The sequence below is a fragment of the Streptosporangium vulgare genome, assembly GCF_042428775.1.
GTDB classification, from domain to species: domain Bacteria; phylum Actinomycetota; class Actinomycetes; order Streptosporangiales; family Streptosporangiaceae; genus Streptosporangium; species Streptosporangium vulgare.
This window is the reverse complement of the sequence record NZ_JBHMBS010000011.1, coordinates 154,428-172,915: the sequence shown is the minus strand read 5'-3', so window position 1 is coordinate 172,915 and position 18,488 is coordinate 154,428. Positions and strand designations below refer to the sequence as shown.

At 70.7% G+C, this 18,488-nt stretch carries 16 protein-coding genes and 1 tRNA gene; 2 read left to right on the top strand and 15 right to left on the bottom strand.

The annotated features are described in order from the left end of the window. Positions 1–403 precede the first annotated feature (403 nt). The 10 genes from ACFFRH_RS23660 to ACFFRH_RS23615 all read right to left on the bottom strand — a co-directional run bounded on the left by ACFFRH_RS23660 (position 404) and on the right by ACFFRH_RS23615 (position 6,734). Positions 404–928 carry a hypothetical protein gene (locus ACFFRH_RS23660; protein WP_344746614.1) on the bottom strand — a complete coding sequence of 175 codons (525 nt, stop codon included), beginning with the start codon at positions 926–928 and terminating at the stop codon, positions 404–406. Next, a complete protein-coding gene (locus ACFFRH_RS23655; protein ID WP_344746615.1) occupies positions 925–1,452 on the bottom strand; it encodes an Rv1363c family protein in 528 nt (175 codons plus the stop codon). The genes ACFFRH_RS23660 and ACFFRH_RS23655 overlap by 4 nt, the downstream gene beginning before the upstream one ends. Positions 1,453–1,720: 268 nt before the next feature. Further along, positions 1,721–2,107 carry a 50S ribosomal protein L7/L12 gene (gene rplL / locus ACFFRH_RS23650; RefSeq protein ID WP_344746616.1) on the bottom strand — a complete coding sequence of 129 codons (387 nt, stop codon included), beginning with the start codon at positions 2,105–2,107 and terminating at the stop codon, positions 1,721–1,723. Between the two features lie 84 nt (positions 2,108–2,191). Then, complete coding sequence (gene rplJ / locus ACFFRH_RS23645; protein ID WP_344746617.1) at positions 2,192–2,716, bottom strand: 50S ribosomal protein L10; 525 nt, start codon at positions 2,714–2,716, stop codon at positions 2,192–2,194. 312 nt (positions 2,717–3,028) lie between these two features. Then, on the bottom strand, positions 3,029–3,859 hold the full coding sequence (locus ACFFRH_RS23640; protein ID WP_344746618.1) for an SCO4651 family lipoprotein: 831 nt from the start codon (positions 3,857–3,859) through the stop codon (positions 3,029–3,031). Positions 3,860–4,004: 145 nt separating this feature from the next. Continuing rightward, positions 4,005–4,718: a 50S ribosomal protein L1 gene (gene rplA / locus ACFFRH_RS23635; protein WP_344746619.1), complete on the bottom strand. Its 714-nt coding sequence runs from the start codon at positions 4,716–4,718 to the stop codon at positions 4,005–4,007. 174 nt (positions 4,719–4,892) lie between these two features. Beyond that, positions 4,893–5,324, bottom strand: coding sequence for a 50S ribosomal protein L11 (gene rplK, locus ACFFRH_RS23630; RefSeq protein WP_329089910.1), 432 nt, complete (start codon positions 5,322–5,324; stop codon positions 4,893–4,895). 147 nt (positions 5,325–5,471) lie between these two features. After that, positions 5,472–6,260: a transcription termination/antitermination protein NusG gene (gene nusG, locus ACFFRH_RS23625; protein WP_344746620.1), complete on the bottom strand. Its 789-nt coding sequence runs from the start codon at positions 6,258–6,260 to the stop codon at positions 5,472–5,474. Between the two features lie 77 nt (positions 6,261–6,337). After that, entirely contained in the window at positions 6,338–6,586 is a 249-nt protein-coding gene (gene secE, locus ACFFRH_RS23620) for a preprotein translocase subunit SecE (protein WP_329089906.1), read from the bottom strand. Between the two features lie 75 nt (positions 6,587–6,661). Continuing rightward, a tRNA-Trp gene (locus ACFFRH_RS23615) sits at positions 6,662–6,734 on the bottom strand. Between the two features lie 245 nt (positions 6,735–6,979). Between ACFFRH_RS23615 and ACFFRH_RS23610 the strand changes: the two genes are divergently transcribed. Next, positions 6,980–8,185, top strand: a complete 1,206-nt coding sequence (locus tag ACFFRH_RS23610) for a pyridoxal phosphate-dependent aminotransferase (protein WP_344746621.1) — start codon at positions 6,980–6,982, stop codon at positions 8,183–8,185. A 218-nt stretch (positions 8,186–8,403) separates the two neighbouring features. On the opposite strand, the gene ACFFRH_RS23605 is transcribed toward ACFFRH_RS23610, so the two are convergent. Beyond that, on the bottom strand, positions 8,404–10,443 hold the full coding sequence (locus ACFFRH_RS23605) for an ATP-binding protein (protein WP_344746622.1): 2,040 nt from the start codon (positions 10,441–10,443) through the stop codon (positions 8,404–8,406). Next, positions 10,440–12,581 carry an ATP-binding protein gene (locus ACFFRH_RS23600; RefSeq protein WP_344746623.1) on the bottom strand — a complete coding sequence of 714 codons (2,142 nt, stop codon included), beginning with the start codon at positions 12,579–12,581 and terminating at the stop codon, positions 10,440–10,442. The genes ACFFRH_RS23605 and ACFFRH_RS23600 overlap by 4 nt, the downstream gene beginning before the upstream one ends. Before the next feature lie 808 nt (positions 12,582–13,389). On the opposite strand from ACFFRH_RS23600, the gene ACFFRH_RS23595 reads away from it, so the two are divergent. Beyond that, on the top strand, positions 13,390–14,409 hold the full coding sequence (locus ACFFRH_RS23595; protein WP_344746624.1) for an adenosine deaminase: 1,020 nt from the start codon (positions 13,390–13,392) through the stop codon (positions 14,407–14,409). Between the two features lie 240 nt (positions 14,410–14,649). Here the strand turns inward: ACFFRH_RS23595 and ACFFRH_RS23590 are convergent, their stop codons facing one another. The 3 genes from ACFFRH_RS23590 to ACFFRH_RS23580 all read right to left on the bottom strand — a co-directional run bounded on the left by ACFFRH_RS23590 (position 14,650) and on the right by ACFFRH_RS23580 (position 18,385). Continuing rightward, complete coding sequence (locus tag ACFFRH_RS23590; protein ID WP_386159556.1) at positions 14,650–15,579, bottom strand: hypothetical protein; 930 nt, start codon at positions 15,577–15,579, stop codon at positions 14,650–14,652. Then, positions 15,566–16,138 carry an RNA polymerase sigma factor gene (locus tag ACFFRH_RS23585; RefSeq protein ID WP_344746626.1) on the bottom strand — a complete coding sequence of 191 codons (573 nt, stop codon included), beginning with the start codon at positions 16,136–16,138 and terminating at the stop codon, positions 15,566–15,568. The genes ACFFRH_RS23590 and ACFFRH_RS23585 overlap by 14 nt, the downstream gene beginning before the upstream one ends. A gap of 99 nt (positions 16,139–16,237) precedes the next feature. Then, the gene (locus ACFFRH_RS23580; RefSeq protein ID WP_344746627.1) at positions 16,238–18,385 is read right to left on the bottom strand and encodes an ATP-binding protein; all 2,148 of its coding nucleotides are present in this window, start codon (positions 18,383–18,385) and stop codon (positions 16,238–16,240) included. Positions 18,386–18,488 lie beyond the last annotated feature (103 nt).

Below are 18,488 nucleotides of genomic sequence, written 5' to 3'. Positions count from 1 at the left end.
CACGCCAGACGACCATGCATCAGAGCACCAAAAGAAGCGGGTCGTCAAAGGGCAGCGCAAAGGGGCAGTGTAGCCGAACGGCATACACCTGTCCACTTCAGTCTCGCTGCAAGCTCCACGTTGGTCGCAGCATCGCCCGTCAGAGCCGAAACGTCAAGCCCGGGAGCTGACATTTCGGCCGGGAGATGGCCGAGACCCTGGGAGTTTTCCCACCGGGTGACCTGCGTACACCACAAGACCGGAGACGATGTCCGACCTGGTGTGGCTGACGCTGAGTCACCCGGCGGATCGAACGCTAGCCGAGGGATCGACTGACGATCGACGCTGCCATGGGCGATGTACCCAACCGCGCGCCCAACCTAAACCAAGCCTTTACTAACAATTGGGTAAAGCGACGCGCCGATCAAGGTGGCGGAGGGTCTCCGAGCAGCGTGGACAGCTCCGAGACCAGCCAGCGGGAATCCTTTTTGACCATGATGAATCTGGCCCGGTTCTGGCTCACGACCCGGCGGGGCTCCTTCTCGCCCTCGGGGGTCCTGACGGTGCTCATGCTCATGAAGAGCAGCACCTCGACCCTGCCGAAGTCACCGGACTCCACCGACTCCACCCCGGCCCCGGTCACCGCGGCCTGCTGCACCGTCTTCTGCTTCCTCGCCTGCGAAGCCATGCTCCTGGCGAGCTGCCGGTAGTGCAGGCTGAGCGCCCCGGTGGTGTATCCGCCCGCTCTTGCGAAATCCTGTTCGATCGTACGATAGTCGTACGACAGCATGTCGGGGGCGACCGCTCGGGCCGCGGCGAGCGCCTCCCGCGCCGCCGTCTCGTCCGCGCGCAGCCGGCTCAGGTCGGTGAACATGATCCAGACGGCCGCCGCGAGCGCGAGCGCGACGGCGACCATGAGCCCGATCGCCAACCGGGAGGCACGTCTCACAGCACCAGCTCCGCCCTGGACACCAACCAGGCTCCCCCCACCTTGGTCACTTCCATGTTCCATCGGTAGAACCGCTCCTGCGGGGCGTCCTTGCTCCCCTCCCGCCGGACCACCGCGTCGCCCACCACCATCACCTGGGCCGTGCTCCCCCGCAGCGAGACCAGCCCCGAGGCCCGCAGTGCACCCGTTTGGAGGATCTTGTCCTTGACCGTGCTCCTCTTGAGCTCCTCGGCGGTCCTGACGTACTCGGCCCTGGCCGCGCCGGTGGAGGTGCCGAGGATGCGCCCGATGTCGTCGTCGACGCTCCTGTAGCCGACGGAGAGCAGATACACGGCGTGGGCCCCCGCCGCCCGCAGCGCCGCCTGCCTGTCGTCAGCGGCCGTCTGAGCGTCGCGCAGGGTGGCACCGACCCAGAACGCGGCGGCGATCAGCCCCGCGATCAGAACCCCCAGCACCGGCCCGGCGATCCTGAGCGGGCGGCGGGAGCGGCGCGAGCGACGGGGGCGGGTGGCCTGCACTGCCATGCGTCTCTCCCATCGCACGGTCTGCGGAACGCGGGCCGGCGAGCCCGGCTGCTTCGCCGCCCTGGACGGCATGCTCCCCGATCGCCGGATCATAACCCGCCACGCAGATCCACATAACGGCCTTCGCGCACATGCCCCGGGCCATTTCCCCCGCCCCGCCCGAGCGCGTACGAACCGGCCGGACGCGGAAACACGAAAAGAGGGCGCGGAAACACGAAAAGAGCGGGCCACCGGCACCAGGTGGACCCGCTCTTTCCGGTGAGACGAACTACTTGACGGTCACCGAAGCGCCGGCGCCCTCAAGGGCGGCCTTGGCCTTCTCGGCCTGCTCCTTGTTGACCTTGCCGTCGAAGACGGACTTGGGAGCGCCGTCAACGAGGTCCTTGGCCTCCTTGAGGCCCAGGCTCGTCAGGGCGCGGATCTCCTTGATGACCTGGATCTTCTTCTCGCCGGCGGCCTCGAGGATGACGTCGAACTCGTCCTGCTCCTCGACCTCTTCGACAGCGGCCGCACCGGGGGCGGCGGCGGCGACGGCGACGGGGGCAGCGGCCTTGACGTCGAAGGTCTCCTCGAAGAGCTTCACGAAGTCGGACAGCTCGAGGAGAGTCATCTCCTTGAAAGCGTCGAGCAGCTCGTCGGTGCTGAGCTTCGCCATGATGGTTCCTCCATACGGATCTGAACTACTAAAGAAAGTTGGGACCGCGGTTTGCGTTAATCCCCTGTGACCGCCTGCGCGGACCTACTCGCCGGCGCCTTCGCGCTTGGCGCGCAGGGCCTCGGCCAGCTGAGCCATGTTGGTGGGCAGCGCGTTGAAGACGGCGGCCGCGTGGCCCTGCTTCGCCTTCAGTGCGCCGGCCAGCTTCGCGAGGAGAACCTCGCGCGACTCGAGGTCGGCAAGCTTGCTGATCTCGTCCGGCGTCATCGACCTGCCGTCGACGACACCGCCCTTGATGATCAGGAGGGGATTGGCCTTGGCGAAGTCACGCAGACTCTTGGCAGCCTCGACCACGTCGCCGTTGACGAACGCGATCGCCGACGGACCCGCGAGCAGGTCGTTGAGCTGGTTGAACCCGGCCTCGGTGGCCGCGATCTTGGTCAGCGTGTTCTTCACCACGGCGAACTTCGCATTCTCACCGAGGGAAACGCGCAGCTGCTTGAGCTGAGCGACGGTGAGACCGCGGTATTCGGTCAGAACGGCAGCATTGGAGCCGTCGAAGCTGCTCTTCAGCTCAGCGACAGCCGTTGCCTTTTCTGCCTTCGCCATGGGCCTCCTTCCAGATGTGCCGCCGGGGCAAAGTGCCCAGAGAAGCGAACAAGCCCCGGCGCAGGCGCACGGGGCTCACATGAGGAGGTTAGTCCAGATGAAAACTCACATCACAACCTACGCGGGCCGTCCACTGACGTGGATCCTTAAGTCGTCAGGCCATGCGGCTTGACGACGACCGGCGGTCTTCGGCGTTGACAGCTTACGTCCTGTCGTCCCGAATGCCAACTCGGAGGCCGGCCCCGACGGAGGGCCGTGGAAAAAGCTCGCGCCCCCGGCCGGTGGGCCGGGGGCGCGGGTCTGGGGGAAACGTCAGTTTCCGCCGCGGTGCTCGGGCATGTCGCCCACCTGGTCGGCGGGCGGGGCGGTGATCTCCACGGGCTCGTTGAAGCCCTTGAAGAGCGCCGTCAGGTTGAACGTCGCCTCCTTCTCGGCGCCGCTGAGCGTGACCTTGCGGGGCAGGTTCTGCGCGTCGGCCCAGAGGTCGAACTTCACGTTCTTGGCCTGCGAGAGCTGCTCCTGGAGCTTCTCGCGCTTGGCCGGGTCGATCAGCTGGGCGGCCTCGGCGACCGGGAAGGTGCCGCTGTAGTGCGTCGTGTCGACGCCGCCGACCGTCTCGATGCCGACCGCCTTCACGTCCTTCGACGCGGTCAGCAGCTTGACGGTGCCCGCCAGGTCGAACTGCTGGGCCTGGTCCATGAACTTCCTGATCTCGGACTGCCCCTTGGCGTCGAGCTCGCTGAGCGACACCTTGGTCCACGGCTTGGTGGTGCCGGCGAACCTGTTGATGAGCTCGGACTTCACGTAGACCGTGTCACCCGTCAGGATGGCCCGCGCCCCGCCGGGCACGTTCTGGCCGCCGAAGGTGATCGTGTCGAGCCGGATGTCCGTGGCCAGCTGGGGCTTGCTCTGGTAGAGCATGCTGCCCTGGATCTTGCCGGACTCCTTCTCGCCGCCGCTGGCGTCGAGGACGACGTCCGCGGAGTAGGAGGTGACCTCCTCGGCCTTCTGCGCGCTCTGCTGCACCGCGTCCGCCGCGGCGAGTTTGACGTTTCCGAGGGAACCGGTGCTCTGTGCACCGCATCCCGCGACCGCGACGAGCGCGGCCGCTCCCAGTGCAACTACGGGAGCCAATCGGCGCATTTCGTCTTCCACCCTTTCGTTCCCCCGATGATCCTGACTTACGACACTACGCGTCGGCAAAGCCGGGCGCGTCGTCCGGGAGGACGAAGAAAGGCCCCAACCGAATGGCCATTCGGTTGAGGCCTTCCTCGGAAGACGTCTGCTATCAGGCGTCGAGCTCGGCGGTCAGCGCCCGCGTCTGGTTGGGGTCGACCTGGATGCCGGGGCCCATGGACGTGGAGAAGACGACCTTCTTGACGTAGCGTCCCTTGGCCGCGGACGGCTTGAGACGCAGCACCTCGTCGAGGGCGGCGGCGTAGTTCTCGATGAGCTGGCGCTCACCGAAGGACACCTTGCCGATGATGAAGTGCAGGTTCGCGTGCCGGTCGACACGGAACTCGATCTTGCCGCCCTTGATGTCGGTGACGGCCTTGCCGACGGCCGGGGTCACGGTGCCGGTCTTGGGGTTCGGCATCAGGCCACGGGGGCCGAGCACGCGGCCCAGACGGCCGACCTTGCCCATGAGGTCCGGGGTGGCGACGACGGCGTCGAAGTCGAGGCGGCCCTTGGCGACCTCGTCGATCAGCTCGTCGGCACCGACGATGTCGGCACCCGCGGCGCGAGCCTCCTCGGCACGGTCACCGGTCGCGAAGACCAGGACCCGGGCGGTCTTGCCGGTGCCGTGCGGGAGGTTGACGGTGCCACGGACCATCTGGTCGGCCTTGCGGGGGTCGACACCCAGCCGCAGGGCCACCTCGACGGTGGCGTCGAACTTGGCGACGTTGGTGTCCTTGGCCAGCTTGGCCGCCTGGGCCGGGCTGTACAGGGTCTCGCGGTCGACCTGCGCCGCTGCGGCGCGGAATCCCTTGCTGCGCTTCACTTGCTCACTCCTGTGGATCCGAGTGTCCGTGGTACGGGCCTGCGCCGGCCCCTCCACTTACTTCGACGTTGGATGGTTCGCGCGACCTGGATCGCGCTCGCCGCCGGTCCTCGCCGATCTCACGGACGCGGTGCGCCGCGAAGAGATCGCCGCCGAGCCGTACGGCGGATGGTGCTAGTCGACGATCGTGATGCCCATCGACCGGGCGGTGCCGGCGATGATCTTCTCGGCCGCCGCGACGTCGTTGGCGTTGAGGTCCTGCATCTTGGTCTCGGCGATCTGGCGCAGCTGCTCCTTGGTGAGCTTGCCCACCTTGTCCTTCTGCGGGACGGCCGAACCCTTGGCGACACCGGCGGCCTTCTTGATCAGCTCAGGCGCCGGGGGCGTCTTCGTGACGAAGGTGAAGGTGCGGTCCTCGTAGATGGTGATCTCGACGGGGATGATGTTGCCGCGCTGGGCCTCGGTGGCAGCGTTGTACTGCTTCACGAATTCCATGATGTTGACGCCGTGCGGACCGAGGGCGGTACCGACCGGCGGCGCGGGCGTGGCCTGGCCGGCGGGGAGCTGGACCTTGACCAGCGCGGCGAACTTCTTCTTAGGAGGCATGCTTCTCTCCGGGTCCTTGCTTCTCTGAACGATGTTCCAGATCCCCGCGCAGCGCGGGGCACACGGCGGCTGGGCATTGACCAGCGCCGTGAACGTGGAACCATCCCCGCGACCGCGGGGCAGACTGATGAAGTCTACGCGACCGGTTTAGATTTTCGAGACCTGGTTGAACGAGAGCTCGACCGGGGTCTCGCGACCGAAGATCGACACGAGCACCTTGAGCTTCTGCGACTCGGCGCTGATCTCGCTGACCGTGGCGGGCAGCGTGGCGAACGGGCCGTCCATGACGGTGACGGACTCGCCGACCTCGAAGTCGACCGTCGCGGCGGAGGCCTTCGCGGTGGACTTCTTGACCTCTTCCGAGGGCTCCGGGGCGAGCAGCTTGGCGACCTCTTCGAGGCTCAGCGGGCTCGGCTTGTTGGAGAGGCCCACGAAACCGGTCACACCGGGCGTGTTACGCACCGCGGACCAGGACTCGTCGGTGAGCTCCATCCGGACCAGCACGTAGCCGGGCAGCACCCGCTCCTTGACCAGCTGGCGCTTGCCGCTCTTGATCTCGGTCACGTGGTGGGTGGGCACCTCGACCTGGAAGATGTAGTCCTCCATGTTGAGGGACTGCGTGCGGGTCTCGATGTTCGACTTCACGCGGTTCTCGTAGCCGGCGTAGGAGTGGATGACGTACCACTCGCCGAACAGGCTCCGCAGGTGCCGCTTGAACTCCTCGACCGGGTCGACGTCGGGAAGGACGTCACCGTCCTCGTCGACGGCGCCGGCCGGGGCCTGCTCGGCCTCGGTTTCGGCGTCGGCGTCGGTTTCGGCGTCGACGTCCTGCCCGTCGGACTCGTCAAGCGAATCCTCGGTGACGTCGACGGCCTTCTCCAGCTCGTCCTCGCGCTCTTCGCGGGGCTCGCCGGCCGACTGTGCAGACTCGGACACGGTGCTCTTTCTCTTTTCGTCGATGGCTTGTGGACTCGTCCGCGGGGCTGAGGCGCCCGCTGGAGAGAGACCGCGGCTCAGGCTCCGCCGAAGATTCTCAGCACGCCCTCGGTGAACAGCGCGTCCAAAGCCGACACGATCCCGACCATGATCAGAACGAAGACCAGGACGATGATGGTGTACGAAATGAGGTCTTTGCGCGTAGGCCAGATGACCTTACGCAGCTCTGCGACCACTTGCCGGTAGAAAAGGGCGGGAGAAGTGCGCTTAGTCTTCTTCTCACCGCTCGGCTTGTCTGCGGTTTCGCCGCGCGTGTCGATCGCCACAGTCCTCACCTGAATCCATCGAGTCCAACGCACATAAGCGGCGCGCTGGACGCCTGATGCGCGGACCGCTCCTAGCAGGGCACGAGGGACTCGAACCCCCAACCGCCGGTTTTGGAGACCGGTGCGCTACCAATTGCGCTAGTGCCCTAAGACATGAACCACCATACATCGGTTGGACCGAAGTTTGTCCGTGGCTCACGGTCTTGACCGCCGGTTCACGCATGCGGCGGAAAGAACATGCCGGAGTCTACGTGTGAATGGCCACCGCGTCGAACCGACAGGCGATCGCCCAGCTCAGGGACTTTTCCGTGGTGCTCGCACGGCTCGCGGGGCGAGCGTCCGCATGGTGGATACGCGGCGGAAACATCAGCACAGGTCTGTAACCATGGAGGTATGACCCGTCCTCGCATCTCAGCGCGCATCTCCGCGATCTCCGAGTCCGCCACGCTCGCCGTGGACGCCAAGGCCAAGGCGATGAAGGCGGCGGGCCGCCCGGTCATCGGCTTCGGCGCCGGTGAGCCGGACTTCGCGACTCCCGGCTACATCGTCGAGGCGGCCGTCGAGGCGTGCCGAAACCCTCGGTTCCACAAGTACACCCCGGCCGGTGGCCTTCCCGAGCTGAAGCAGGCCGTCGCCGACAAGACGCTCCGCGACTCCGGCTACCGGGTGGACGCGGCCCAGGTCCTGATCACCAACGGCGGCAAGCAGGCCGTCTACGAGGCGTTCGCCACGCTGCTCGACCCGGGTGACGAGGTCCTGGTCGTCGCCCCCTACTGGACGACCTACCCCGAGGCGATCAAGCTCGCCGGCGGCGTCCAGGTCGACGTGGTGACCGACGAGACCACCGGCTACCTGGCGGGCGTGGAGCAGCTGGAGGCCGCGCGCACCGACCGCACCAAGGTCCTTCTCTTCGTCTCCCCGTCCAACCCGACCGGCGCGGTGTACACCCCCGAGCAGGTCGCGGAGATCGGCCGCTGGGCCGTCGAACACGACCTGTGGGTCGTCACGGACGAGATCTACGAGCACCTCACGTACGGCGACGCCACGTTCGCGAGCATCGCCACCGTCGTCCCCGAGCTGGGCGACAAGGTCGTGGTCCTGAACGGCGTCGCCAAGACCTACGCGATGACCGGCTGGCGCGTGGGCTGGCTGATCGGCCCCAAGGACGTCGTCAAGGCCGCGTCCAACCTGCAGTCGCACGCCACCTCCAACGTCTCCAACGTCGCCCAGGCGGCCGCGCTCGCCGCCGTCACCGGCGACCTGTCGGCCGTGGCGGAGATGCGCGACGCCTTCGACCGGCGCCGCCGGACCATGGTCCGGATGCTCAACGAGATCCCGGGCGTGCTCTGCCCCGAGCCGCTGGGCGCGTTCTACGCCTACCCGTCGGTCAAGGCGCTGCTGGGCAAGGAGTTCGGCGGCAGGCGCCCGGCGACCTCCGCCGAGCTGGCCGAGATCATCCTGGAGGAGGCCGAGGTCGCGGTCGTCCCCGGTGAGGCCTTCGGCACCCCGGGCTACTTCCGCCTGTCCTACGCGCTCGGCGACGACGACCTCGTCGAGGGCGTGAGCCGCCTCGCCAAGTTCCTCGGCCAGGCCGGCTGAGCACGACGGTTCCCCGTCCGGGCGGCCTGGCACGATCTCGGTGCGCGCCGGGCGGGGCTCGGCCTCGTCAGGGCATGATCTACCGCGTTCTCGAAGGATCGGTCTCACAGGCCGTGGGCCACGGCACCCTCGAAGCGGTCATTCTCACGGGGCGCACGTCACGGCGCCCCCGGAGCGATCGGCCTCACAGGCCGTGGGCCACCGCGCCCTCGAAGTGATCAGTCCCGCAGGGCGTAGGTCACGGCGCCCTCGAAGTGGGAGGCCGCGCCCTCGTCGAAGGCCCGCGCATAAGCGGTCTCGCCGATCAGGCACACGGCGCGGGCCCCGGCGGCCTCGCGGAGCGCGGTCAGGGTGTCGTCCTCGGTGGCGGGCGGCCCGAAGGTGGTCCGGATGCGCTGCGCGGCTCCCAGGAGCCAGGCCGCGCGCCGGCCGTCCTCCGCGGCCGCGGCGATCCTGGCGAGCTGGTCGATGGCGAGGACGCCGCCGACCGTGTCCCGTAGCCGCCATTTGGCCTCCAGCGCCGCCCTGGCAGCCGCGGAGGCCGCCGCGATGTCCCCCTGGCCGAAGAGGGCCAGGGAGAGGACGTAGTCGTCCATGGCGCGCTGTGACAGCTCCCCCCGCGCATCGTGGCGAGAGCGCGCCTCGCGCAGGATCCTCACCGCCTCGTCGAAGTCGCCGCCGAACGTGGCGGCCATCGCGAGGAAGGAGGGCAGGAAGAGCGTCCCCGGCGAGGTGGGGTCCAGCCCGGCGGCCACGCGCCGCGCGTACGCCCTGGCGCCCTCCAGGTCCAGGTCGCCGGTGAACAGGCGGGACTCGGCGAGGGCGAGGAGGGCGTGCGCCTCGGCGTCGGCGTCACCGTGCCGCCGGGCGCTCTCGACGGCCTCCTCGGCCCTGCCGCGTGCCAGGGACATCTCTCCCCGGATGAGCGCGAGACGGGCGGCGACCCAGAGCGGCCTGGACCTGGCCCGGTCGGTGACGGGGGCGGCGGCCAGGGCGCGGTCGAGATAGTGGCGCCCCTCCCGGACGAGCCCCAGATGGCACCAGAGCACCCACAGGGCCCCGGCCAGCTCCAGGGCGCCGCCGTGGTCGCCCGTGGTGAGGCAGCGGTCGAGGGCCGCGCGGATGTTGGGCAGCTCCCCGCGCGCCCAGCAGGCCCATTCGAGCTGGCCGGGGCCACACCATCCGGCGCCCATGCGCCGGGCGGCGGACAGGTAGTGATCGCGGTGTCTGCGGATCATCAGGTCGCTCTCGCCCAGCTCGGCGAGCCAGTCCCGTCCGTAGTCCCTGATGGTGTCGAGCAGGCGGTAGCGGTCGCCCACACGGGTGACGACGGATTTGGCCGCGAGCGCGGCGAGGACTCCGGCGACGTCGGGCAGGAACTCGTCCTCGCACACGCCGCGCGCCGCCTCCGCGCCGAAGGCGGCGGGGAAGACCGACAGGCGGGCCCAGAGCAGGCGTTCGGCGGGCGTGCACAGCTCGTGGCTCCAGCCGGCGGCGGTGCGGAGGGTGTGGTGGCGGACGAGGAGCCCCTCGCCGTCGGCGAGCAGCTTGAAGTGGACGTCGAGCTGGTCGGCGAGCTGGATCGCCGACAGGCCGCGCATCTGGCTGGCGGCCAGCTCGATGGCGAGCGGCATGCCGTCGAGCCTGCGGCAGAGCCTGGCGACGGCCATCATGGCCCGTTCGTCCGTACGCAGGCCGGGGGCCACGGCCCTGGCGCGGTCGAGGAAGAGGCTCGGCGCGTCGTGCTCGGCGAGGTCGGCGGCCTCGGGCGGGGGGACGGGGAAGGGCTCGACGACCATGACGACCTCCAGCGGCAGGCCGAGCTCCTGGCGGCTGGTCACGATGATCTGGACGTCGGGAGCGCCGGTCAGGACGGCCACGACCATGGCGGCGCAGGAGTCGACCAGGTGCTCGCAGGTGTCGAGGACGATGAGGAGCCGCCGGTCGGCGAGATACTCGATGAGGGACTCCAGGGCGCAGCGTTCCGCCTGGGTGTGCAGGCCGAACACTCCGGCGACGCCGTGGACGAGCAGGCCGCCCTCGGTCTCCGCGGACAGCTCGGCCACCCAGACGCCGTCGGGGTAGTCGTCGCGGACGTTGCGCGCGGCCCGCAGGGCCAGGCGCGTCTTGCCGACGCCCCCGGGGCCGCGCAGGGTGAGCAGGCGCGTCCGGGTGAGGAGTTTCGCGATCTCGTCGAGCTCGGTGGTGCGGCCGACGAAGCTGTTCATCTCGGCCGGCAGGTTGCCGCAGCGCGTCAAGAAAGCTCTCCCTGGAGTGCGTGTTCCACGGCGTCGCGCAGGCTGATCGAACCTCCCCGCGCCTCCAGCCGGTCGAACTCCGCCCTGCCCAGGCGCCCGCGCAGCCTCAGCTCGGCCCCGCGGATCCGGCTCGCGATCATGGGCGAGCGGCTGGGCGGGACACCGGCATCCTTCCACGCGGCGCGGGACGCCCCGAACATGACCGCGGCGAAGGTGTCGTCGGCGCCCGCCTCGGCGATCACGACGGACACCTCCAGCGCCTCCATGAGGGAGATGCTGTCGCCGAACAGCCGGGCTCCGCGCAGGGAGGCGCGGGCGAACTCGACGGCGGAGGCGGTGTTGCCGAGGGCGTGCTCGGCCTGGGCCAGGAGGAGGTCGAGGCGGATGAGCGTCCAGTAGTCGCCGCAGGACTCGCAGAGCTCACGCCCCTCCAGCAGGACGGCGACGGCCTGGTCGTGGTGGTCGGCGAGCATCATGGCGGTGGCGACCACCGTGTAGGTGGGCAGGAAGCCGGGGAAGACGTTGCCGGTGGAGCGGTGACGCACCCGGGCGTGCTTGATGAGCCGCAGTGCCTCGACCACGTCGCCCCTGACGACGGCCAGGTGGGCCTGGAACTGGCTGACGTAGGCCGTGGCGTAGCCGTCGGAGTCCTCGGCGGCGCATTCGGTGAGGATGCGCTCGGCGCGTTCGAGGTCGCCGCGCTGGATCGAGACCCAGGCGTGCACCCAGAGGGCCTTGACCCGCTCCGGGCTGGGGGTGTGGTCGAGATCGAGGCCGCGCTGGAGGAGGTCGTCCCCGGGCGCCTGCATGCCGCAGCACGCCCACAGGAACCACAGGTTGCCGACCAGGTCGAGGCCCTTGCGGTACTCCGCCGGCCGGGAGTAGCAGTATTCGATGGCGCCGCGCATGTTGCCGCATTCGAGGACCAGCCTGCGGTACCACTCCAGCTGGCGGCCCTGCCAGCTCATCTCGGCGCGGGCGGACAGCGCGAGGAAGTGGTCGCGGTGGCGGCGCTGGATCTCGTCGGTCTCGCCGAGCCGCTCCAGCCAGACCACGCCGAACTCGCGGACGGTGTTGAGCAGGCGGTAGCGGACCCCGCCCTCGCCCTCCTCGCGGGCGAGGACGGACTTGTCGAGCAGGCCGAGCAGCCCGTCGAGGACGTCCTTGACGGCGAGGGCGCCGCCGGCGCAGACCTCCTCGGCGGCCTCGATGTCGAAGGTGCCGGCGAAGACCGAGGCCCGCGCCCACAGGAGGCGCTCCTGCGGGGTGCAGAGTTCGTGGCTCCAGCCGAGGGCGACGCGCATGGAGCTGTGCCGCCGGGGAGCGACGGCCCGCCCGCGCGGGGTGGCGCCGGTCCGCTCCTCGTGGATCTCGCGCTCGGCCGCGGGGATCGTACGGCCCTCGAGGGTCGTGGCGAGCTCGTCGGGCGAGGTCACGTGGCCGTCGAAGGCGGCGAGCCCGGCGGTGGAGACCAGGCGGCCGTCGAGGGCGGCGGCGAGCCCGTCGAGGGTGCCGCCACCGGGTGTGCCCTGGTCACCGGGGGCACCGGGAGCACCGTCGGCCACGGCGAGCCGGATCGCCAGCGGCAGGTTGTCGAGGCGCTGGCAGAGCTCGGCCGGATCGGTGCCGCCGAGCCTGTCACCGGCGAGGGCGGTGATCAGACGGACGGCGTCGGCGTCGGGCAGGCCGCCGACCGGGTAGAGGTGCTCGCCGGGCAGGCCCAGCCGCTGCCTGCTGGTGGTCAGGACGCGCAGCCCCTCGACCGAGCGCAGCAGCAGGCCGACCAGGATGCCCGCGATTCCGACGACGCGGTCGCAGGTGTCGAGGACGAGCAGGGTCCGGCGCGTGAGGAACGCGTCGACCAGGGCCCGCAGCGCGGGGGTGCCCGGCCTTCCGCGGACGCCGACCGCGTCGGCGAGCGTCTCGGCCAGGGAATCGAGGTCGGCGGGAGCCTCCGACAGCTCCACGACGTGGACGCCGCCGGGGAACGCGGATTCGAGGGTGCCGGCCAGCCGTAGGGCGAGACAGGTCTTCCCGACCCCGGCGGGGCCGGTCAGCGTGACGTGCCGGACCCTTTCGAGCAGCGCGGACACGTCGGCGAGTTCTGTTTCCCTGCCGACGAAGACGTCTGCTTCCATGGCAGCCCCAGCGTCCTGACAACGTGTGCCTCCACGGTCGCACGGAGACATGGTCCGCTGAAAGCCCGTTTCCTAAATTTCCTCGATATAACGGGGGATGGGATATGGGCGGGTGTGCCCTGAACCCGACAACCCTCGTCCGAAATAACACCTTAAAACCTATAAATAGGCAATTGAGAAAAGCCTCTCCGACGAGCGACGTCCGGTCCCACCCGGCCGGGGCGACCCCCTCGGCGATCTTCTCGATCTCGGGCTTGGCCTGCCGCCGAGTTCCCTGACGTGGTCCGGGCTCATCATGGACGTGGTCCGGGCTCATCATGATCTCGACGGCGAGCCCTCTGTGCTCCGTCCGGAGGAGCGTGAGCGTGCCGGTCTCGTTCGCCCGCGTCGATGGGGACCGCCTTTCCTATGGTGACGAGGTCGGCGTTCCGGCCACCGCCCCTGACCGGCTCGGCGCCCTAACCCCCGTACTCCTTGTACTCCTTCCTCCGCTTGGCCGCCCGCGTGGCGGCGGCGTCCGTGAGGACCACGGGCCTGGAGGTCGTGGTGCCCCTCGGGCGGGCCGGGCCGCTGCCAGGAGGTGGAGTAACCGGTCGTGCCGAAAGTGTTCCTCACCGACCATTTCCCCATGCCGGTTCCCCGGGCAGGAAACCGAACCCGACACCGCCGAACGCGCGCCCGTCTCCCAGGTCCGGAGGTCCTGGCGAGGTCCCCTTCCTCCCTCCCGACGCGCGAGCGGACGGTCAGGTTGCGACAAAAACTCCGGGGCCGTCGATCGGGGCCGCCCGAGGTACGGCACCATATTGAAATGCCACGTCCCCTCAGCGAACTGCCCAAGGCGCACCTGCACCTGCACTTCACCGGCTCCATGCGGCACTCGACCCTCGTCGAGCTCGCCCGCGAGCACGGGTTACACCTTCCCGACGCGCTCGAGGAGGACTGGCCGCCCCGGCTGCGCGCGACCGACGAGCGGGGCTGGTTCCGCTTCCAGCGGCTCTACGACATCGCGCGCTCGGTCCTGCAACGGGAGAGCGACGTCTACCGGCTGCTTCGCGAGGCCGCCGAGGACGAGGCCGCCGAGGGGTCACGCTGGCTGGAGATCCAGATCGACCCCTCGGGGTACGCGTCGAAGTTCGGCGGTCTCACCTCGGCCATGGAGCTGATGCTCGACGCGACGCACAAGGCCGCCGACCACGCGGGGATAGGCATCGCCGTCGTGGTGGCCGCCAACCGCACCCGCCATCCTCTCGACGCCAAGACGCTCGCCCGCCTCGCCACGCACTACATGGACCAGGGCGTGGTCGGGTTCGGGCTCTCCAACGACGAGCGGCGCGGCCGGGCTCGCGACTTCGACGGGGCCTTCCGGCTGGCCAAGCGCGCCGGGCTGCTGGCGGTGCCGCACGGCGGGGAGCTGCTGGGCGCGGCCAGCGTGGCCGAGTGCGTCGACGTGCTGGACGCCGACCGGGTCGGGCACGGGGTACGGGCGGCCGAGTCGCCCAGGCTCATGGAGCGCCTCGCGGCCCGGGGGATCACCTGCGAGGTCTGCCCGACGTCCAACGTCGGTCTCGGGGTGGCCGAACGCGCCGAGGACGTGCCTCTGCGGCGCCTGTTCGAGGCGGGGGTGCCGATCGCGCTGGGCGCCGACGACCCCCTGCTGTTCGGCGCCAGGCTGCTGCCCCAGTACGAGCTCGCCAGGCATGTGTACGGCTTCTCCGATCCGGAGCTGGCCGAGCTGGCCCGCCAGTCGGTCCGGGCGTCGGCGGCTCCCGACGACGTGCGCGAGAAGCTTCTCCAGGAGATCGACGACTGGCTGGCACCGTCGGGCTGAGCAGGCGATCCCCGGCCCCGACGCGCCACGCTACCCACCGACCCCACCGACCCCACCGACCCGCTGACCTGTTGCCATGCCGATCCGTCGGCCTGCCGACCTGCCGACCTGTTGCCACGCTGACCTGCTGACCTGCTGAGCCGCCGACCCGCCGACCGTCCGGTCCGCGGACCGAGCGGGCGATCCCCGGCCGTGACGCGTCGCGCGCGATCCGCCCGCCGTCAGTGTGTCGGGCCCGCGTCAGCGGACCGAGCGGGCGATCTCCAGGGCGCGGCCGAGTTCTCCGACGCCCTCCAGGCGCAGGCCGACCCGCTCCCGCTGCCAGATGAGCGTGGGCCCGGCCGGGCGGGGACGAATCACGGCCTGGCCGCCGCTCCTGGGCACGTAGGTCAGGCCGTGGTGGACCGGGATCCACTGCGCCGTCGAGCCGCCCACGGCGGTCTCCTGCGGCCAGGGCGGGCCGAGCTCCTTGCGGAAGACGAGATGCAGGCTGCCGTCGTACTCGTCCAGTCTGAGGCCGGGCCAGAAGAGCGACACCACCCTGCCGCCGTCGCTCACCCTGACCTCGGCGGGATCGCCGAGCGCGGCCGGGAGGGAGATCGGGAACGCCACCAGTTCCCGTGCCCGCTCCAGGGTGACCCGCCGCTCGCCCGGCAGCGGCTGGGGCACCCCCGAGGGCAGCGGCCCGGGGCCGCCGGTCCTGAACTCGACCCCCGCGAAGCGCAGGATCTCCACGACCGCGGCCCTTCCCGCGGGTGTCGCTCCCAGCAGCAGGGCGACGAGGATCGCGACGGCGGCGACCGCCGCCCGCCGACGTGCCCGGCCTCCGTTCCGGAGCGCCTCCCACCCGCGCCTGAGCGCTCCGGGACCGCCGGGGAGCGCGGGCGCCTCGGGGACGCGGGTCCCGGGAGCGGGAGTTCCCGGGGCGGGAGTTCCGGGGACCGGCGCCGACGTCTCGGGGGCCGGCGCCTCGGGGGTCGTCGCCGGTGCCGGGGTTTCGAGAGGCGGCATCTCAAGGGCCGGTGTCTCAAGGGCCGGTGTCTCGGAGGCGAGCGGTGATTCGAGGCGGGTCCGTACGGCCCGCGCGACGTCGGCGGGGGGCGGGGACGGGACGTCGAGGGACCGGCCGAGGGCGAGGAGCCGGGCTTCGAGGTCGTCAGGTGAGGTCACGGGCCACCTCCTCGCGCAGACGGGCCAGGCCGCGGGAGGTCCGCGACTTGACGGTACCGACGGGAAGATCGAGCACCTGGGCGGTCTCGGCCTCCGACAGCTGTAGGAAGTACCGGCAGACCACGGTCTCGCGTTCCCGTTCGGGCAGCGTACGCACCGCGTCGAGGAGCCGCTCCCTTTGGTCCGCCGCGGCCGCCGCCTCCTCCGGCCCCTCGCTCGACGGGGGAACGGTCTCGGTGAGCCGCGCGGCCAGCCTGTCGCGGCGTCCGCGGGAGCGGGTCAGGTTGTGCGTCTCGTTGGCCACGATCCGCAGCAGCCAGGGGCGGAAGTGCGCGTCCCTGCGAAAGGAGGCCAGGTGGCGGTACGCCTTGACGAACGCCTCCTGGACCACGTCCTCGGCCTCGTCGCCGGCCCCGAGCATGGCCGCGGTGCGGTGCGCGAGCGCGCTGTAGCGGGTGACCAGCACCTCATAGGCGTCCAGGTCACCGGCGAGCGACCGGGTGATCGCCTCGTCGTCGTCCGTCGGGGGCTCCTTCGCGGATGTCGTGAGAGATTCCACCGCATACGAACCGTTTGTGGAAGTCCCTGTCCGCGGGCGCGGCCGGAATCGCCGGTCACGCGACCGGAAGCGCCGGTCAGGGGCGGATGCCCTCAGCGGTCAGTGGAGCGCATAGGCGACCGCCGCGTCCGGGTCGGCCTCGTAGCCCTCGGCGAAGACCGCGTCGTAGGTCTCGTCGCCGAGCAGTTGCCTCGCCGTCCGCTCGGCGACGGTCCTCGGCTCGGACATGCCCTCCGAGCCGAAGCCCTTGAGCCCGAAGGTGGCCCACAATCGCACCCCCGCCCCCTGGAGCCTGGCCGTGCGGCGGCCGTCGCCCTCGACCGCGGCGATCACCGCGAGCTGGTCGACCGCGAGCGCCACGCCGGTGGCGTCGCGCAGGCGCCACTTGACGTCGAGCGACTGGCGGGCGGCCTCCGCCGCCTCGGCCACCCTGCCGAGGCCCAGCTGGGCGATGGACAGGACGTAGTCGCCGCAGGCGCGGGCCCAGCGCTCGCCGCGCGCGTCACAGAGCCGCTGCACCTCCTTGAGCACGGAGACCGCCCGGTCGAACTCGCCGCGCCAGGTGACCGCCATGGCCGCGGTCACCAGGGCGAGGGGTTCGCTGACGGTGGCGGCGTCGGCCCGGCGGAAGTACTCGCGGACGAGCTCGACGCGGGGTTCGACGTCCTCCAGGGCGCCGGAGCACAGGGAACTGCTGGCCAGCCGGAGCTGGGCGTGCCCGGCCGCCGCGTAGTCACCCCAGTCGAGGGCCGCGGACAGCGCCGCCTCCGCCCGGCGGCGGCCCAGTTCCAGCTCTCCCCGGGCGATGGCCACGCAGCCGTCGGCCCACAGGAGCCGGGGCAGCCCGGGATCGGTGACGGGAGCCGCCTCGATCGCCCGCGTCATGTGGTAGCGGCCCTCGTTCAGCCGGCCCAGGCAGAACCAGAGGATCCAGAGCGTCCCGGCGAGCTCGACGGACGTCGGGGAGGCGGGGTCGAGGGAGAGGCGGAGGTCGGTCATGGAGAAGGCGAGCCTGGCGGCCCACTCCTCCTGCTCGGGGCCGTACCAGTCGGCCTCGGCCCTGCGCGCCAGGTCGAGGTAGTGGTAGTGGTGCCGCCGCGCCAGCCGGGCCTCCTCGCCGAGCAGGGCGAGCCGCTCCCGGCCGTACTCCCTGACCGTGGCGGGCTGCCGGTAGCCGCCGGGCACGCGGACGAGGAGGAACCTCTCCGCCAGGCTCGCCAGCAGGCCCGGTACGTCGTCCAGGTGCTCGTCGCCGCACACCCACTCGGCGGCGGCCGCGTCGAAGCTTCCCGCGAAGACCGAGAGCCTGGCCCAGAGCAGGCGTTCCTCCGGGGCGCACAGCTCGTGGCTCCAGCCGATCGCGGCGCGCACGATCCGGGGGCGGGGAACCGGCGCCCGTCCGTGGAGGACCTCGAAGTGGTCGTCCAGGTGATCGGCGAGCCGCTCCACGGGCAGGGAGCCCAGGCATCCGGCGGCCAGCTCGACGGCGAGCGGTACGCCGTCCAGCCGCCGGCAGATCCTGGCCGCGGCAGCCCTGCCGGCCGGGGTCGTCTCCAGGCCGGGCACCACGTCCCGGGCTCGGTCGAGAAAGAGGCGAAGCGCGTCGTTCTCCTCCGGTTCCCCTGGGTCGCCCGGCCTCTCCGGGGGGTCTCCCTCCTGCTCCAGCCTTTCCGTCCCCGCGCTCCGCGACGCCCCCTCCGCCCCCGAGCCCTCCGGCGCCGTGCCCTCCGCCCATCGGGCGGGTACGGCGGGTGCCTCGAAGGGCTCGACGGGGAGCAGCGCCTCCCGCGGCAGCCCGAGCGGCCGGTGGGAGGTCGCGATGATCCGTACGCCGGGTGCCGCCGCCAGGATCTCCGCGACGAGGTCGCGGCAGGCCGGCAGGAGGTGCTCGCAGGCGTCGAGGATGAGCAGGAGTCTCCTGCCCGCGAGGAACTCGACGAGCATCCCGGTCTGCGACCGCGCGGACCGTTCCGGGAGGCCGAGGACGGCCGCGACCGTGTGGGCGAGCAGGTCGCCGTTGCGCTCGCCGGAGAGCTCCACCAGCCAGGTGCCGTCCGGGTGGTGCTCCTGCCGTTCCCGCGCGGCCCTGACCGCGATCCTTGACTTGCCGACGCCCCCGGCACCGGTGACCGTGGTCAGCGGCGTGTCGGCCAGGAGCTTCAGCAGCCGCCGGACCTCGCTTTCCCTGCCGATGAGGCCATTCGTCTCCGCGGGCAGGTTCCCGCGCCACCATTGGGTCTGTTCCATCGATTCGCGCTCCTTTTTCCACTCACCGGGAATCGCACCGTTTCCAAATCACGAACCGGCCGGACCGCCATTCCTCAGAGGGGTTTCCTTGTCCCCCGGTGCA

Coding starts and splice junctions, on each gene's coding strand:
- rplL (WP_344746616.1), bottom strand. CDS start 2,107: ATGGCGAAGCTCAGCACCGACGAGCTGCTCGACGCTTTCAAGGAGATG.
- ACFFRH_RS23600 (WP_344746623.1), bottom strand. CDS start 12,581: ATGGAAGCAGACGTCTTCGTCGGCAGGGAAACAGAACTCGCCGACGTG.
- rplJ (WP_344746617.1), bottom strand. CDS start 2,716: ATGGCGAAGGCAGAAAAGGCAACGGCTGTCGCTGAGCTGAAGAGCAGC.
- ACFFRH_RS23580 (WP_344746627.1), bottom strand. CDS start 18,385: ATGGAACAGACCCAATGGTGGCGCGGGAACCTGCCCGCGGAGACGAAT.
- ACFFRH_RS23595 (WP_344746624.1), top strand. CDS start 13,390: ATGCCACGTCCCCTCAGCGAACTGCCCAAGGCGCACCTGCACCTGCAC.
- ACFFRH_RS23610 (WP_344746621.1), top strand. CDS start 6,980: ATGACCCGTCCTCGCATCTCAGCGCGCATCTCCGCGATCTCCGAGTCC.
- ACFFRH_RS23655 (WP_344746615.1), bottom strand. CDS start 1,452: ATGGCAGTGCAGGCCACCCGCCCCCGTCGCTCGCGCCGCTCCCGCCGC.
- ACFFRH_RS23640 (WP_344746618.1), bottom strand. CDS start 3,859: ATGCGCCGATTGGCTCCCGTAGTTGCACTGGGAGCGGCCGCGCTCGTC.
- rplK (WP_329089910.1), bottom strand. CDS start 5,324: ATGCCTCCTAAGAAGAAGTTCGCCGCGCTGGTCAAGGTCCAGCTCCCC.